The organism is Chryseobacterium sp. HNCC26DJ240 (assembly GCF_057180485.1).
This window is the reverse complement of record NZ_JBXUGK010000001.1, coordinates 557,085-574,322: the sequence shown is the minus strand read 5'-3', so window position 1 is coordinate 574,322 and position 17,238 is coordinate 557,085. Positions and strand designations below refer to the sequence as shown.

General features: G+C 34.9%; 18 protein-coding genes and 3 tRNA genes. 3 read left to right on the top strand and 18 right to left on the bottom strand.

What is annotated here, in order from left to right; all coding sequences use genetic code 11:
- Nucleotides 1-106 precede the first annotated feature (106 nt).
- Both AC2A1G_RS02625 and AC2A1G_RS02620 read right to left on the bottom strand, forming a co-directional pair.
- The gene (locus tag AC2A1G_RS02625) at nt 107-1,030 is read right to left on the bottom strand and encodes a nucleoside recognition domain-containing protein (RefSeq protein WP_484045400.1); all 924 of its coding nucleotides are present in this window, start codon (nt 1,028-1,030) and stop codon (nt 107-109) included.
- Nucleotide 1,031: 1 nt separating this feature from the next.
- Entirely contained in the window at nt 1,032-1,967 is a 936-nt protein-coding gene (locus tag AC2A1G_RS02620) for an MBL fold metallo-hydrolase (RefSeq protein WP_484045399.1), read from the bottom strand.
- 294 nt (nt 1,968-2,261) lie between these two features.
- On the opposite strand from AC2A1G_RS02620, the gene AC2A1G_RS02615 reads away from it, so the two are divergent.
- The 3 genes from AC2A1G_RS02615 (at nt 2,262) to AC2A1G_RS02605 (ending at nt 4,441) form a co-directional block, all read left to right on the top strand.
- Nucleotides 2,262-3,020, top strand: a complete 759-nt coding sequence (locus tag AC2A1G_RS02615) for an LLM class flavin-dependent oxidoreductase (protein WP_484045398.1) — start codon at nt 2,262-2,264, stop codon at nt 3,018-3,020.
- 28 nt (nt 3,021-3,048) lie between these two features.
- Complete coding sequence (locus AC2A1G_RS02610; RefSeq protein WP_484045397.1) at nt 3,049-3,210, top strand: hypothetical protein; 162 nt, start codon at nt 3,049-3,051, stop codon at nt 3,208-3,210.
- A 220-nt stretch (nt 3,211-3,430) separates the two neighbouring features.
- On the top strand, nt 3,431-4,441 hold the full coding sequence (locus AC2A1G_RS02605) for an LLM class flavin-dependent oxidoreductase (protein ID WP_484045396.1): 1,011 nt from the start codon (nt 3,431-3,433) through the stop codon (nt 4,439-4,441).
- Between the two features lie 160 nt (nt 4,442-4,601).
- Here AC2A1G_RS02605 and AC2A1G_RS02600 read toward each other — a convergent pair whose 3' ends face one another.
- The 16 genes from AC2A1G_RS02600 to trxA form a co-directional block, all read right to left on the bottom strand.
- Nucleotides 4,602-5,843, bottom strand: a complete 1,242-nt coding sequence (locus AC2A1G_RS02600; RefSeq protein ID WP_484045395.1) for a site-specific integrase — start codon at nt 5,841-5,843, stop codon at nt 4,602-4,604.
- Nucleotides 5,844-6,217: 374 nt separating this feature from the next.
- A tRNA-Asp gene (locus tag AC2A1G_RS02595) sits at nt 6,218-6,291 on the bottom strand.
- 37 nt (nt 6,292-6,328) lie between these two features.
- Nucleotides 6,329-6,402: transfer RNA gene (locus AC2A1G_RS02590), tRNA-Asp, on the bottom strand.
- A gap of 199 nt (nt 6,403-6,601) precedes the next feature.
- A complete protein-coding gene (locus tag AC2A1G_RS02585) occupies nt 6,602-7,618 on the bottom strand; it encodes a bestrophin family protein (protein WP_484045394.1) in 1,017 nt (338 codons plus the stop codon).
- A gap of 13 nt (nt 7,619-7,631) precedes the next feature.
- A complete protein-coding gene (locus tag AC2A1G_RS02580) occupies nt 7,632-9,242 on the bottom strand; it encodes a Na+/H+ antiporter (protein WP_484045393.1) in 1,611 nt (536 codons plus the stop codon).
- Between the two features lie 124 nt (nt 9,243-9,366).
- Complete coding sequence (locus tag AC2A1G_RS02575; protein WP_484045392.1) at nt 9,367-10,461, bottom strand: porin; 1,095 nt, start codon at nt 10,459-10,461, stop codon at nt 9,367-9,369.
- Nucleotides 10,462-10,477: 16 nt separating this feature from the next.
- Entirely contained in the window at nt 10,478-11,173 is a 696-nt protein-coding gene (locus AC2A1G_RS02570) for a hypothetical protein (RefSeq protein WP_484045391.1), read from the bottom strand.
- 36 nt (nt 11,174-11,209) lie between these two features.
- Entirely contained in the window at nt 11,210-11,746 is a 537-nt protein-coding gene (locus AC2A1G_RS02565) for a hypothetical protein (protein WP_484045390.1), read from the bottom strand.
- Nucleotides 11,747-11,770: 24 nt separating this feature from the next.
- Nucleotides 11,771-13,147, bottom strand: a complete 1,377-nt coding sequence (locus AC2A1G_RS02560) for an aldehyde dehydrogenase family protein (RefSeq protein ID WP_484045389.1) — start codon at nt 13,145-13,147, stop codon at nt 11,771-11,773.
- Nucleotides 13,148-13,201: 54 nt separating this feature from the next.
- Nucleotides 13,202-13,819, bottom strand: a complete 618-nt coding sequence (locus AC2A1G_RS02555; RefSeq protein WP_484045388.1) for a TMEM175 family protein — start codon at nt 13,817-13,819, stop codon at nt 13,202-13,204.
- Nucleotides 13,820-14,005: 186 nt separating this feature from the next.
- Entirely contained in the window at nt 14,006-14,470 is a 465-nt protein-coding gene (locus AC2A1G_RS02550) for a hypothetical protein (protein ID WP_484045387.1), read from the bottom strand.
- Between the two features lie 21 nt (nt 14,471-14,491).
- Nucleotides 14,492-14,842: a DoxX family protein gene (locus AC2A1G_RS02545; RefSeq protein WP_484045386.1), complete on the bottom strand. Its 351-nt coding sequence runs from the start codon at nt 14,840-14,842 to the stop codon at nt 14,492-14,494.
- A gap of 9 nt (nt 14,843-14,851) precedes the next feature.
- Nucleotides 14,852-15,367 (bottom strand): class I SAM-dependent methyltransferase, encoded by a 516-nt coding sequence (locus AC2A1G_RS02540; protein WP_484045385.1) that lies wholly within the window; start codon nt 15,365-15,367, stop codon nt 14,852-14,854.
- Between the two features lie 65 nt (nt 15,368-15,432).
- Nucleotides 15,433-16,188 (bottom strand): SDR family oxidoreductase, encoded by a 756-nt coding sequence (locus AC2A1G_RS02535; RefSeq protein ID WP_484045384.1) that lies wholly within the window; start codon nt 16,186-16,188, stop codon nt 15,433-15,435.
- Nucleotides 16,189-16,663: 475 nt separating this feature from the next.
- Nucleotides 16,664-16,737 (bottom strand) — tRNA-Asp (locus AC2A1G_RS02530).
- 132 nt (nt 16,738-16,869) lie between these two features.
- The gene (gene trxA, locus AC2A1G_RS02525) at nt 16,870-17,184 is read right to left on the bottom strand and encodes a thioredoxin (RefSeq protein ID WP_056077266.1); all 315 of its coding nucleotides are present in this window, start codon (nt 17,182-17,184) and stop codon (nt 16,870-16,872) included.
- Between the last annotated feature and the right edge of the window lie 54 nt (nt 17,185-17,238).

The following is a 17,238-nucleotide window of genomic DNA, read 5'->3' as shown; positions in this document are numbered from 1 at the left end:
ATAACGACAAAAATAAGAGCCCCAATTAGCTAAAAAGGACCCTTATTTATATTAAAATTAGATTTATCGATTGTAATTCAAAGATCTTGACCTTTGAATGGAACGCTTAATTTAGTAATATCGTCAATATCCCACGAACGATAATTCCCAGCACTGCTCCGCCAATCGCCGGAAGCAACGTACTTGCCAAACGAGAACCGCCTGAACTTAAAATAGCTATACCTGGAAGATCGAGCGGATGGATCAAAAATCCGGCGCCTTTCCACAAAAGCTTTAGGTCAAAGCCAGCTTGTTTTGATGATTCAAAGATCAATCCTACAAAGGCAGTGTTGCCAGCAAAGTATTTTGTAAAAGCAGGCAGGATGAATATCTTATCAAGACCTACGAAATTTAGTGCCGGACCTATTTCATTTGCGAACCAATCGATTGCGCCATATGACTGAAGACTAAATACTACAACAAGGGATAACATCAGCATAGGAATGATACCGACGATCGAATTGATCGCTTCTTTTCCACCAACGTTTATCAATTCCATTAGTGACGGACGTCTTAAATCTGTTATATTTTCCTGATCAGACCTGTAACTCTCGGATGAAAGCCTACGACCAAAAATATAAAAGGTACTTAATGAAGCAATCAGCCCACCAGCAATCGATGAGATTATGGTGAAAAGTAATGGCAGTCCCAGTGTTGCTAAAGGAAATGTTGCATTGGCTGGTGCAATTGCAAGCACACCTGCGAGAGTTGCTCCCAGATATCTTGTGGACACTCCACGCATCTCCATTAACTTCATTGTGGGCAGAGGTGCGATAAAACTGATCAATGTCCCCTGTAATATTGCCAGCGCTCCAAGACCTGGCAATCCAAAAGGTTTAGCCAAAGGAGCCAGCCATTTTACCAGTTTCTGAAGTATGCCATATGCTTCAAGGATACGCATGATGATCATCAATACGACCATTATCGGTAGCAGGCTGTAGAGCGCTACATCTAGCGCACTACGGCCTGCATGGAGAATTATCTTGATCATCTTAGTTTAGACCTACACGACCATACTCTGCGGCCACCCATGCGTAACCGTCACCATCTTCTCTCACCCGTCCGATTCCAGGGAATGGCAAATGTGCTGCCCCAACCACATACTGACCTTTGGCCGTATCTGCAAGAACTCTTCTTCTTGATGCTATTGCCATATCTGGATATATGTCAAGCTCAATAGTTGCACCGGGATGTGGTAATTGGATCGATGGCAAATGTGAAATATCCCCCCAAAATAACATTTGTTCATTTCCTGAAGTGACCATAAAGGCGGTATGTCCCGGAGTATGTCCTGGAGCCTCCACAATTGTTACCAGACCTGAAACAAGCTCATCATCGGGTAGAAATGTCTTAAATCTATCTGTTGCAATGTAAGGTGCTGCTGCTTCTTGAGCAACTGTAACAAATACACGTTGGTCTTCAGGTAGGTTATTGAACGTTTCATCGTCCAGCCAAAAATCTGCATCTGCCTTAGCAGCCCAAATCGTGGCGTTAGGGTACAATGCCTCACCTTTATCGTTTGTAATGCCGCCTATGTGATCTGGATGCATGTGTGTGAGTAAAATAGTATCAATATCATCAGGTGAATATCCTGATGCTTTGATATTGTCAATAAGTTGACCCATTGTAGGACCTGCAAAATGTGCTGAACCAGCATCGACCATGATAAGTCGATCTCCATCGTGGATCAGAAATGCATTAACTGAAGTATCCAAGGCACCACTACTTGCAAGCATCTGTTTGGCAAGGTCGTCTTTTCGTTCAACATCTGTAACACCTGATAGAGATAGTGGATCAAGGCTTACAGTACCATCATAGATCGCTGTTACTACCAATTCACCTAACGCATATCTGAAGAAGCCAGGAGCCTGGTTACGATTGATTGCTAAAGGAGTTCTTTTTTCTGCGGATTTTGTTTTTAATTCCATTTTGAATTTGTTTAAATTTTGTTTGGCAAAGATAAAATGACCTATAAAACAAAAACAGATTCAGATTTGTTTCAAAAAAAGGTATCAGATTTTCAGAGATACACAAAAGATAAACTTGTGCGGTATTACACGATTGTAAATTGATTCCAAACTGATCTGTATTTTTTGTTGACAACTGGTTCCAATTATTTTAGTTAGAAACCTGTTACTTTGCTACATAAAAGTTGAAATTTGAGAAAACGCGAGATAATATTTATTTCCGCCTATTGCTAATTTCATTATATAATATTGATTATGATACAAGATAATTTAGTAAACAATCCATTACAAAGACATCCAGGGTACAATAAGTTATTTCAGCCAAATAAGCTAACTTTTGGTCTAATTGCGCCAATGGAGGGCTATCCAGATCAGCCAGTTCCAGACACAAAAAACTTTGAAAGATTAATTAGATTGGCTGACGAATCGGGAATAGATTCGATATGGCTAAGAGATGTTCCATTTTTTGATCCTTCTTTTGGTGATGCTGCTCAGGTCTTTGATGTGATGAGTTATGCCGGATGGATCGCAGGTATAACAAAAAACATAATTATTGGGACAGCAGGTGTTGTTATACCTTTACGAGACCCTATCATAGTAGCAAAACAAGCCTCTACTATCGATCAGCTCTCTGGTGGGAGAATGATCTTGGGACTAGCTTCAGGTGACAGGGTCAGCGAATATCCAGCATTTGGTTATAATTTTCAAAACCGAGCAGAACGATATAGAGAGGCAAGGGAACTTATCAAAATATTAACTGAGCAGGAGTTTCCACGATTCACTTCAAGTAACTACGGACATTTGGACGGTTCTCTTAATATGGTTCCCAAACCATATAGCAATATATTACCAACTCTTGCTATTGGCCGTGCAGGGCAAAGTATTGACTGGATATCTGAAAATATGGACGGTTGGATACCAGGAACAAAATCTGTTTCACATTTACACGAAAATCTTAAAGCTGGAGATATCGTTTTGACAGATGAAGAATTTCAGACTCTTTCAGCACAATAATTTCCTATTAATCTAATTTCTTAAAAAAATGGAGAATACAATAAATAAAGAAGGTCAAGAGCCAAAAGATAATCGTTTAACTATAGTCAGACAGTCAAAAGCTTATTGGAAAATTATAATTGATAATCCACCAATGAACCTCTTTGATCCGAAAATGTTTGCAGAACTCAATGTGCTATTCGATGCGTAGAATTTTTGTTAAAGATATAATTTATACTTCATCCGAAAGTAAAAGCTTCTATGAATTATTGTAAATTGAGACTTTGAAAATTCAAATTTGATGCTCTATTGGATTCAATCTACTCTGTTTAGAGACATGGCTCATAGAACATGATTTAGCATATGGCTTTTACATTAATAATTAACACCATATAGATTTGAAACAGTTCGGTCAATCAAATACAATATCTATGAAAAAGCATATATCCTACTCTGTTTTAGAACTTGCAATCGTTTCGCAAGGTAGTTCTTTTAAACAGACACTAAATAATTCTTTAGCACTAGCAAAAGTGGCTGAGGACAATAACTATATGCGATATTGGTTTGCAGAACATCATAATTCAGACTCAGTCGGAAGCAGTGCCACTTCAATCCTTATTGGATATGTTGCTGAAAATACTGAATCGATAAGAGTGGGTTCTGGTGGAATTATGTTGCCCAATCATTCTCCCTTAATTATTGCAGAGCAGTTCGGGACTTTGGCTCATCTCTATCCAGGACGAATTGATCTTGGCCTGGGAAGGGCTCCTGGCACAGACACACTAACAGCTCAAGCTATTCGAATTGACTTTATGAAGGCAGCACATTCATTTCCTGCCGAAGTTGAAAAGATTGAAAAATATTTCGCAGAAGAGAATAAAATCTCTAAAGTGAGAGCGGCAATTGCTGAAGGTACAAACGTACCGATCTACATATTAGGATCAAGCACGGACAGCGCACATTTAGCAGCTAGTAAAGGTCTTCCTTATGCTTTCGCCAGTCATTTTGCATCCACTCATTTGTTGAATGCGTTAAACATTTACAGGGAAGAATTTCAGCCTTCTAAATTTCTGAAAGAATCATACACCATTGCAGGGGTTAATATAGTAATAGCAGACACTGAAGATGAGGCAGAACGAATATTCACCTCATTAATCAGAATGTTTTATGGCGTTTTAACCGGTAATTCTCAGCCATTGCATCCACCCACAGCAATGACCGATGATCTCAAAAATGTTATGGAACATCCAAGTTTGTATCAAATGTTGAAATACTCATTTATTGGAACCAAAAAAAAGGTAAAGCTGCAACTCCAGTCATTCCTTTACGAGACACAGGTCAATGAACTTATTATGGTATCAACTATTTATTCTATTGAAGACAGAATAAAATCTGCTCAATTATTTGCCGAAGTTATGAATGAAATAAATGCAGAAAATTAATTACAGATAGATTATTCAGGTAGAAACAAAATCTGTCTCAAAGATATTTTGAGACAGATTTTTGTTTAATTACCAAATTTAGCTAAAGCCTTATAAACACAAGGTGCTCTTACAATCTCCTTTTTAACTAATATTAATCCTATTCCTAAATGTAAGGTGTCTAATCGACTTGTTTTCTTTGCATCTCTTTGTCTTGCAATACACTTTTCAAAGCCATCATGTCTTCACTTACTTTTTTATCAACTACTTTTGCATAATGTTGTGTTGTCTTAATACTCTTGTGACCTAACATTTTACTAACACTTTCAATGGAAACCCCATTAGACAAAGTGATTGTTGTTGCAAAAGTATGTCGTGCGATATGGTAGGTCAATTCTTTACTAATTCCGCACAAGTCTGCAATCTCTTTAAGATAAGCATTCATTTTTTGATTACTAAGGATAGGAAGCAGTTTTCCAGAATTAATACATACAGGGTGATTTTTGTATTTTTGAATGATTTTCTCTGTTTGAGAAAGCAAAGGAATATTAGAAGTGGTTTTAGTTTTTTGACGTTTGGTATAAATCCATTGAGAGCCATCAAGTCCTAAATTGATATTCTGATAGGTTAGCTTTTGAGTATCAATGTACGCCAATCCGGTGAAACAGCTGAACAGAAAAATATCTCTTACCAAAGACAATCTCTCATTTTTAAAATCTTTAGCAAAAAGCAATTCTATTTCATTTTCATTGAGGAACATTCTTGTCACTTCATTAAACTTAGAATGATAGTTCATAAAAGGGTCTCGCTCCATCCATCCATTTGCAAGACAGATACGAATGATTTTACCAAAATTCTTGATATACTTTACAGCAGAATTATTGTTACAGGATCTTTCGGTTCTTAAAAAAAATTCAAAATCGTTTAGAAAAGCATAATCGATTTTTGTAATTTCAATGTCGGTAACATTGTATTTCCATTTCAAAAAATCTTTGGTATGTTTCAAACAGGTCTTATAACGGTTTAATGTTCCTATTGCAAATTCTTTTTCTATCAGTTTCTCCATCCGCTCATTATGATCTTGAAAAACCGGAATGAGTGTTCTGGTCAATCGATCTCTACCCACTAACTTATTTTTAAGAGACTCACAATTTACTGTTTCCTTATCTCTGATTAATTCGTGATACGTATCATAAACTTTCTGCTCAAATGTTTTCAAATAAAAATTAAGTGATCTGCATTCTTCTGAAGAGCCACTAACCTTCTGCATCGCAGAGTTCCATTTTGAAGATTTTATTGAACGCTTTGTACTAATCTCCGTTATTTTACCATCAATGGTAATACGTAAGTAAATTGGTACATCTCCAGCACCATTGATCTTGGATTTTTTCACATAGAAAAGTAGATTAAATGTCTTGTTCATTTATTTGAGTTTAAGAGTTTAAAATTAACTTCAGTAAAAAACATTAACAAGATATTCACTTTTTGAATAGGCTTCCTACAGGCGCTTTTCAAATATTTAGTGACCCATTGAACCAACTAATTTAGGTCACTATTATAGGTCACTTTAAATTAAAGCATTTCAAAGAATATTCAACTTATTAGACTTTCAATTTTAAGAATTATCTTATTGAATATTCAATTGTATCAGTGACCTCCATAACTGAATTCCTAAGGTCACTGAATAGAACACTATCAGATTATGCTTATTTATCTCTTTTTAGAACAGACATAAAACGAAAAACGCTTTAAAACATACGTTTTAAAGCGTTTTGTACTATTATGATTTAATAGTTGCGATCCGGACGGGACTCGAACCCGCGACCTCCGCCGTGACAGGGCGGCATTCTAACCAGCTGAACTACCGGATCAATTTTCTTTTAAAGTTAAAATTGTAAAAACTTTTTGCGATCCGGACGGGACTCGAACCCGCGACCTCCGCCGTGACAGGGCGGCATTCTAACCAGCTGAACTACCGGATCTTTTCCCACAATTTCCAGAAGTATTACCCTCTTTTATTGTGGTTGCAAATATATAGCTTTTTTCATTACCTGCAAACTTTACGTATGAATTTTATTCAATTTAAATATAAATTACAGATTATCAATTGCATTAATTTAAATAAATTTCTTCAGTTTTGATTAACAATTATGAATTAAATCTAAAACTCAGAACTGTCAATTACATTAAAATATTATTTACAGGCTGCAATGCAGGCGGAAGATTGGTTTCACCAAGCATTTCCTTAAGATCAATCTCAATATTTCTGGTAATTTGTGTAATCGGAACATCATTCGGATTTCCTTCAAAAGGATTTTCTGTACTTTCACCAATCTGTTCCAAAACAAGGAAAACCCAACCCAATAAAACACTAAATGGAATAGCCAGCCAAATAATATTCTCCCCAAACTTCTCAATCATCTTTGAGAACTCTCCTAAAAAACCTAAAGGCAACAAGAAACACAACATATTGGTAAAATACAAATTGATGCTTGTAAACTGTCTCGGATAAGGAAAATTCTTGATTCTTTCACATTTCCCCTGTTGGTCGTACAAATCTTTCAGTTGATTTTCTAGCGCTACATAATTGTAATCTGAAATAAAATTTTCTTCGTTAAGTTTTCTCAAATGTTCAGATTGAGTCGCCAAAATCTGTGTCGCTCTGTTTTTAGTTGATAAAATATAATTAAACTCTTTTTCAGACAGAAAAGGTTTAAGCTCATCAGAAATGGTACTCTCCCACTCCGGAACTTTGTAATACTGTAAATATTCTCTGTAATAGCTTCTGGTTTTAACGTTTTCCCAGCTTTTTATTTCTCTCAACTGAAATCTCATTGCAGTTAACCATGCGAAATGACGGTAAATAATTTCTTTGTGAAGCCTAGATTCTTCAGTCTTATCGTTTGTTCTCACAAAATCTTTCACCATTATTCCAAAAGCGCGACTGCTGTTGATAATGGCTCCATAAATTTGCCTCGCTTCCCAAGTTCGATTGTAAGTTTGTGTATTTTTAAATCCGGAAATGAAAGCAGTTGCTGTTCCCAACAAAGCCACCGGAACCCACGGAATCGCAAGCCAAGTCCATCCTAAAAAGTAAAAAAGAAGCGTAGGAATAATACTTAAAATCAACATTTTGTAGATTTTAGCACGTGTCCAAGGAATAAAATGTTTTAATTTATAATGGGAATTTGTATTCATAGTTTAGCTAAAATTAATGTCCTGCTCCGGTTATTTTCAATTCATTTAAATCTAACTGTAATTCAGCTTTACGAATTTCTTCGTCTGAAAACAGTTTTTCTTTTCTCATTTTGAATAATTCTTTCCGTTGAATCGAATAAATATCCAATAAAACATGATGGTATTTTTCAATTTCCTGATGCTCCGTTTCATCACATTCTAAAGATTCGAGACGTTTATTGGCTAAATTAATATCAGATTCCAAATTAGATTTATAGAAAGTAATCAACTCATTATCATTTAGATCAGACGAATATTTTTCATTAACTAATTGTAATGCCGTATTATCCAAGATCAATTGAATTCCTGTCTGTTGCTCTTCTTCGGGAACCAAATTATCAATTTCTTTAAGCTTAATTAATTTAATGATAAAAGGTAAAGTCAATCCCTGAAAAACCAACGTAATGAAAATCACAACAAAAGTTATAAAAATAATGAGGTTACGCTCCGGAAAAACGGTTCCTTTTTCGTCCATATATAACGGAATTGAAAGCGCTGTAGCCAAAGAAACAACTCCTCTCATTCCTGCCCAACTGATGACCAAAGGACCCTTCCAACCCGGAGAAGGATCTTGTCTGGCTTTTGCGCTAAACCATCTCGGAATATGTGCTGAAGGGAAAACCCATAAAAACCTCAGTATAATAACAATTAAGCTTACAATTGCTCCATATTTTATGCCTTGCCAAACGGAATATTTTCCTAAAGCCGCAACAATTTCAGGAAGTTCTAATCCAATTAAGACGAAAACAAGCGCATTCATTACGAAAATAAGTGTCGTCCAAACTCCAAGCATATTTAATCTTGTGCTTCCTGTTTGGAAAATCTCATGAGAACGCCAGGAAATGAACAGTCCGCCTGTAACGACTGCCATTACTCCCGAAAAATGAAACTGCTCTGCCGCAAGAAATAAAATATAGGGAGTCATTACCGTTAAAGCCGCATCAATTGCTGGAGTTGTGGGTAAAAAACGATGGATAAAATATACAATATGAGCTCCTACAAGGCCAACTACAATTCCCATTCCTGCAACCAAGAAAAACTGTCCCGTTGCTTCCTGCATTGAAAAAGTTCCGGTAATTACTGCTAATAAAGCAAATTTAAATACAATTAATGAAGACGCATCGTTAACCAAACTCTCTCCTTCCAAAATGGTCATTAATCTTTTCGGAACTCCCATTCCTTTCAGAACGGTCGCTGCTGCAACTGCATCCGGTGGTGAAACAATTCCGCCTAAAAGAAATCCTAAAGCAATGGTAAATCCCGGGATAAATGATGAGGTAAAATACGCCACGATTGTCGAGGTGAAAAACACCAAACCAAATGCTAATAAAGCGATTGGACGTTTCCATTTCCAAAAATCTGTCCATGAAGTATACCAAGCCGCTTCATATAATAATGGTGGTAAAAATATTAGAAATATTATTTCCGGATCTAAGCTCACGTGCGGAACACCGGGAACAAAACTGATTCCCAAACCTGCAATGACAAGGAAAATAGGATAAGCAATTTTGATTCGCTGAGCCAACATAACCAATAAGAAAACGGAAAATAAAAGTCCTAAAATAAGGAGTAAAGAATGATGCATGTATTTTTTTTCTATTTGTGAAAACTTCGACGAATATATTATTTAAAATATTAATTTTCAAATCTGTTTATACTTTTTTAGCCATAATTTTTATTAATTAAAACTAAAACAATGTGGTATCCTTTTAAAAACTCACAGATAAGGATGTAGTTCCTGTAAAACTATTTGCTTCCAAGTTTTTATTTCGATTGAGAAAAACAGCGTCTTTATTATTGAGATTTCTAATTTCCGTTCTCCAAAGCAGATTGGGAAGAATCTGATAATCAAAATTCAAAGAGTAACCGAGCGTCTGAAATCCATTTTCAGTTCCGGTTGTTATTTTTGCCTCATTTTTGTCGTGATAATATTCTCCTCGAGCAGCAATGCTAATTTTTTCAGTCGGAGAATATTTCGCAATAAAAACCGGTACATACCAAATATTGTAAGAATCACTTCCTTTAAATTTCTGTTCTGCTCCCAAATCAAAACCTGCTTTCACAGACCAATGATTATTAATTTTATAAATTCCATATAAATTATGAAAGTACCGCATTTGTCGGATGCTGTCCGGTTTATCATTACCGATAAATGAACTGCTGTTGATTGTCAATTTTTCGTTCGGAGTATAGCTCAATTGATGTCCAAAAGACGGTATACTATTACCATCAACTTGTTGGATTCTCTGCCATCCATTAACAATCAAACCGCTCATTAACCATTTTCCATTATCTGTCGTGTAAGAGATTTTTCCTCCTGTTTCAAAATAGGGCGAATTTTCTGCGGCGATACTTCTTGTTAAAGTCCAATTGTCTTTTACAACCGCACTTTCAAAACCAATATGAGAAGGGAAAATTCCGGCATCAATCCAGATATTTTTATTTTTTGAAATTTTAAAACCAATATTCGCTTCATAAATATTTTTCAAAACACCTTGTTCTTCAGAATAATTCGCATTCATATAAGTCCCTGTTGCCAAAGCGAGATTGACACGCAGATTTTCGGTTTCATAATTGGCTTTAATGAAGGCTAAATTGATATTGATTTCATTATTCCGATGATGGCTATAAATAAAACCCGGACGTGAATTACTTTCCGGGTTGTTAGAATCATATTGATAAAAAACTTCTGCAAATCCGCTTATTTTAAGCGAAATTTCTTTAGATTCCTGCGCAGAAAATCTCATTAAACTAAGCAATAATATAGGAAATAATAAAACTTTTCGGATTATCATTTTAATCATCAACTTTATCATTGAATTATAATGTAACTCTCAAGAATGGTCCGAAATTTCGTTTTTCTCTTTTCGTTGCACCATAATAATCATAATTTACTGCCGCTCCAATCGTAAATTGTTTATAAGAAACTCCCAATCTTCCAAAATATTGACTTCTGGAATGTACATCATTTTTAAAATCATAAATGTAAAGAGCCTGAAATCTTGTGTATAATCTCCACTTATGATCTTTGGAAATTTCAGGGAAATATTCTGCAACCAAGACATTATTTGTATTGGTGTTTTTATTAATACTGATTGCCGGATTAAAAATTACAGACCAAGAAGGTTTTCTCCACCCGAACTGAAATCCTACACTCGGAATCCATCCCAATCCTGCAACATTTGCGGCAGATGGCCCTACTCCAATATGTTTTCCTAATTTATAACTGACAATATTTACTGACGTAAAGTCATTATCACGGGCATTTTCATTCTTATATTCCGTAGCATAATTGGTTACAGAAATAAATCTAAGTTTCCCTTTCGTCTCCGGAATATCTCTTGAAATAATTGCCTGAAAATAAAATCTGTCCGAACCTGGTACAAATTCAATCGGTATCGCCGGTTGTGGAGCTGCCATTGATGTTGGCAAAGTTTTCACCTGTTCTATTTCTTTTTGTTCTTGTGCATGCAATACACCAAAAAGCATTGAAAAAATAAGTATAGTTTTTTTCATTTGTTGTTGATTTTTTTAATGAGGGTCTGAAAATTATTAAACCAAATATTTATACAATCTTTTGGTTAAAAATGGCATTACGACAAAGCTCACAATGGCAACCAGTGTCGCTACATTTAGAAAAATAATTAACAATGGCGGTGTTCCGAGAAATTTACCCAAAGGCATTAAAACATATTGTGCAAGCGTACTGATTAAAGTAAAAATCACACAGACAGCTAAAATATACACCTTCAGTCGGTTCGGATGCTTTTGTTCTGCTGGACTACTTTCCTGATAAACTCCGAATTCTTCGAAAAGCGGAGCGTTATTAATATCCGCTAAATGATCAGTTGCCCACAACATCTGCTCTTTTCGGAAAGTATTGTTTTCCCAAACTGAAAGGTTTTCTTTGGTATCAAATTGAAGAATGGTTAAAAATTCTTTTTCAGCAGCCCGACGATTGGTTTCAACAATTTCGGTTTTAATATACCCTTGCATTTCAGCTGCTTTCATTGCCATTTTTTGCATCCAATCCAGTGTTGCATCTTCTTTATCGCTGAAAGGTTTGATTCTTATTACGTTAGTTATCATAGTTGAATTTTAATTGAATTTTATTTAAGAGCTAAATAAACTTAAAGATTTACCAATATCTTTTCCGGCATAAGGTGGAAAAACATCGAGTTCTAAATCGGGATTGCCCACCAACATTGCTTTTGTATTGCTTAATGCATCAAAACCTGCTTTACCATAATATTTTCCCATTCCTGCATAACCAACCCCGCCAAACGGAAGACTATCTATCCAGCAATGCAGATTGGTTTGATTAATACAACCGCCGCCAAACGAAACCGAATTAAGGAAATAATCAATATTTTCTTGATTTTTACTGAAAATATAGCCTGCCAAAGATTTTGGTTTTCTCTTAATAATATTCGCAACTTCTTTCAAATCAGAATAAACCAGCACAGGCAAAACCGGTCCGAAAATTTCCTGCTGCAAGGCCGGATCATCCCAAGTACTCGGATATAAAACGGTTGGTTCCACATATCTCGCTGAAACATCATATCTTCCACCAATCACAACTTTTTCAGGAATGATGTAAGAAGCAACCCTTTCCGCATCATGTTCACTAATCATTCTTGCCAAATCCGGACTTTCCTGTGGATTATCTCCGTACATTTTTCGGATGGATGCCTTCAGTTTTTCAATGAATATTTCAGCAATACTTTCGTGTACATAAACATAACCCGGCGCAATGCACCATTGACCGGAAATTGCATTATGTCCCCATGCAATTCTGTCAACAGCAATATCGAGATTGGCTGTTTCATCTACAATTGTTGGATTTTGACCGCCTAATTCAAGAATAATCGGAGTCAGATTTTCTGCTGCTGCACGCATTACAACTTTTCCTACATTTGAGCTTCCGGTAAAGAAAATAAAATCAAAAGGAAGCTTCAGAAGTTCGGTAATTTCTTCTCTTCCGCCCGTTACAATATTTACAGCTTCCGGTTCAAAATATTTTGGAATCAATTCCCGAAAAAGCTCTGCAACAGTCGGTGTTGTATTGGCAGGTTTTAAAATCACAGGATTTCCGGCTGCCAAAGCCGCAATTGCGGGGTCAAGCAACAATAAAACGGGAGCATTGAAAGGTCCGATAACCAAAGTTGAACCAAACGGTTCTTTATAAATTACACCTCTGTTTCCGGTTTCTTCCAAACCTTTTGGAATCTTAACCTGTTCAGGTTTCATCAATTGTTTCAGGTTTTCTTTGTAATATTTTACATTTCCGAGTGGAACCGTTATTTCAAATAACTGCTCAAATGGAGGTTTCCGAAAATCTTTGTAGAGAGCCTGACAAAATTCGTCTTGATTTTCTGTCAGAAACTTTTCCATGCGATTAAGTTGGTCCATTCGCCACTCGTAGGTTTTGGTGGCATCGGTATAAAAAAACTCTTTCTGAGTATCTAGTAAAGTCTGAAATTTATTCATAATTTGAAGTTTTTCAATTAGTGAATATGGAAGTAAATGATTAGTTGAACTGTCTTAATTTTGCTTTCCTTTAAAAAATGCAAATGCATAATTTAGCTGAATGGCGATGATTACAGCTATTGCTAAATAAGAATTAACAAAACAAAGTAAAGCCCCAAGGAAATAAAGTGATTGCGAAACAATAATACGCCTTTTGATAGCTCCAGAAACTTCTTCTTCAACTTCTTTTTCAACAAAACCGTGCTTTGTAGAGTAATTCCAGCTGATGTAAAGCATTAATCCTAATAAAAATATATTGAGCCAATAGATTGCAATTCCAAAATTATGATCGATATAATCTCCCAAAAAGGCAGTTGTAAACGGAAGAAGCGATACAAAGAGAAGAAACAGAAGATTAATCCAAATCAGATTCCTGTCGCTTTTTTTGATATGTTCAAACTGAGAAGCCTGTCCCATCCAAAAAATTCCGGCTGTCATAAAACTGAGGAAATAAACTAAAAATTTGGGCATCAACTTTAAAAAAGTCATTGCTAATTCTTTATCATCACCTTCAATTTCCGGAAACTTTATTTCTAAAACCAAAAGCGTCATTGCAACTCCAAAAACGGCGTCACTAATGGCAATTATACGACCAATATCGTGACCAGCGATTTTATTATAACTGTTTTTCATACTGTTAAAAATTAAAATGATACAATTTCATCAATAATATTATCTGAAAAATAGGAGTAGAATATTACATCAAAAAAACAGAAGTTATTTTGGGAGATTAAGAATACTAATTAACATTTCACTTTTTAGTAAAAGCAAAATATTATAGACCAATTCTTATTTTCAGATAAAAAATTAATTAAGAAATTAGTGAGCCTGGCCGATATCTAGGCGATCAAATTTACCCTCAGAATTTTGATGAAATTTGAAAAAAACTTTAAAAGTTCCCCATTTTCCTGCTTTGAAATTTCCTGTAATATCTTTTCCATCATTTTCAACAGAATCTATAGTAAGGAATTTTTCTTCACCACAAGCTTCTTTTACAAAACCTTGAAAACCTTTTGGATTACCATCGTCAGTCATTGTCGGATTGTCTGTAAAATAGGATAAAAATGTTTTGCTGTCGCCATTTTGCCAAGCTGTCATTGCAGCATTCACTGTCGGGTTTGTGATTTTTGATAAATCCATAGTTTTTTGTGTTTTTTTATTTGTTAAATTTTTATTCTCGGTTGTTACCTTTATCTTCTCAGTATCTTTATTCTGCGCACAAGCTGTTACAGAAAAACAGAAAACTAAAGCAGATAATTTTGAAAATAATAATATTTTTTTCATCATTTCTGTTTTTAAAATTTATTAAACGCTTTTCAAAGGATGCTGAAGATAGATGATTAGCAGATTGAGCAACAGAAAAGGAATTTCGATGGCAACACCTTTTAAATCTTTATCTAAAAGATGAAAACATATAATTAGCAAAATGCCTGCTGCCATTAAGAAATTTCCCCAAACAAAAGTTTTAGGAAAAAGAATTAATATCGCAGCAAGAATAGTGACTGCTCCATTAATCATTAAACCTGTTTTGCCAAATCCCCACTTTCCGAACATTTCCATCATTTCAGGTTTTCCGGAAAACATTGCATATCCTTGTTTGAATCCCATAAAAACGGAAACCAAAATCAGAACAGTGTTTATTATTTTAAGTATCATAGTGTTTTTTTAAGTTTTAGTAATGAAAGCTGAATACATTGTTCCGCCAAAAACAGATTTTCTCTCACCTATCTTTTCAATTTTTGAATAGCCTAATTGCTTAAACAAAGATTTTAATTCATCAAAAGTGATCGGAAAAGTTTCCCATTGATTGGGAATTGAATTATCATATTCTATAATGATCCATTTTTCATTTCCTTTCTCAAAGTATTCTTCAAGTTTTCGAATCAACTTTGTTTTATCTTTTACAAAATGTAAAGCATTTGCTAAAAGAATTCCATCTAAAGGTGAAATATTTAAATCTTCATTTTCAAAATCAGTCTGAATATAATCAATCATTATTTCATGATGCTGTTCAGAAAGATTTTGTCTTTGCCTGTCTATTGCAAATATTTTACTTTTATTTTCTAATTTTTCAGCCAAAGCATAAGTAAAAGTTCCGTTTCCGCAACCTAAATCTGCCCATATTTCAGGTTTAATTAAGGATAATTTTGGTAATAATAATTTAGCTTCGTTGATTTCCATAAAATAAAAGTTGGGAATTGAAGCTTTTTCAATTCCCAACTTTGAAAGAGCTTATGAATACTCTATTACCTCGTCGTGTATCCGCCGTTAGCAAAGATAGTCTGACCTGTAATCCACCATCCTTCAGTAACTAAAAATTCTACCAATGGTGCAATATCAGCAATATCAGTTAGTCCTCCTAATGCTGCTGCAGATTTGTGATAAGCTACCGCATCTTCAGCTTCCTGTCCGTAGAAAAATGGAGTATCCATTGGCCCGGGAGCAACTGCTGTTACAGAAATACCTCTTTCGCCAAATTCTTTAGACGCAGCTCTTGTAAAATGCTCTACAGGAGCTTTCATACCTGCATAAGTAGAATAAAGACCTGTATAAGCTGCAAGAAGCGAAGTTACAATTGTACAGATTTTACCGTTATCAGCTACTTTTTTTCCAGCTTCCTGCAAGAAGAAATAAGCCACTTTAGAGTTGATATCAGACATTGTATCATACTCCTTTTCTGTAGTTTCAGTAAATGGTTTTTTCAATACCATTCCAACTGTGTTGATTGCGATATCAATAGTTCCGAATTTACTGATTGTCTCATCAAAGAACTTCGTAATATTTTCAACCTTAGTAAGGTCTGCCTGAAATAAAAAAGCTTCTGCTCCCAAAGCATGAACTTCTGCTAAAGTTTTTTCACTTTCTTCTCTTGAACTTTCGCTGTTATAATGAATAGCAAGCTTTGCTCCTTTCGCTGCAAAATCTGTACTTAAAAGTCCTCCTAAGTTTTTACCTCCTCCAGCAATTAAAACTACTTTACCTTTCACATCGTGTTTTGACATAATATTTTTTTTAATGAGTTAACAATACAAATATGAAAAATTACAGAGCTTAAAATATGGTTAACTTTTCGGATGTTGGAAGAATTTCAGAAATTATTGTTTAAACAAAATCATCAAAATGAATTTAAGAAACTGAAATTCAAGTAAATAAATTTAAACTATTTTAAATCTAAAAATAAATTTAATTACACAGGTAAATGCGAACAGGCAACAAGAATATGTTAAATCGGACAACTTTAAAGAAAATTATATTTAAAAACTAAAATTATTCTTATTCGTTTTTTTACTAAAACTTTAAAAATAGTTCAAAACTTACTCATTAACCTTTCGATTAAAGCATAACTAAATTTCCGCCTAACCCAAAGATTTGATATTGATATCCTTAAAAACTCCACATCTGTACCATTACCTAAAACGAAAAAAGCTTTAAAACATACGTTTTAAAGCTTTTTGTACTACTTTGATATTGTAGTTGCGATCCGGACGGGACTCGAACCCGCGACCTCCGCCGTGACAGGGCGGCATTCTAACCAGCTGAACTACCGGATCTTTTGCCATAACTAAGGTTATTACCTTTCGTTATTGTGGTTGCAAAAATACAACATTTCAGCAAACCTGCAAATATTTAGACAAAAAAAATGCTCTCCAAATAGGAAAGCATTCATTATCAAACTTATTATTTTACAAATGAGCGCTCAGTTTTTCTGCGATCACTTCTTTTGGTGCTACACCAACTAATTTATCTACAACCTCACCGTTCTTGAAAATAAGAACTGTAGGAATATTTCTGATGCCATACTGCATAGAAATATCTTGGTTATTATCTACATCTACCTTACCTACGATTGCTTTACCTTCAAAATCGGCAGCAACTTCTTCAATGATTGGTCCCAAGGTTCTGCACGGCCCGCACCATACTGCCCAAAAGTCTACCAATACAGGTTTGTCTGATTTAAGTACTTCCTGGAACGAACTGTCTGTAATTTCTAAAGCCATTTTTTTATTTTTTAATTAATATATTTTCTTTTATTTCTGAGATCAAAATTACCT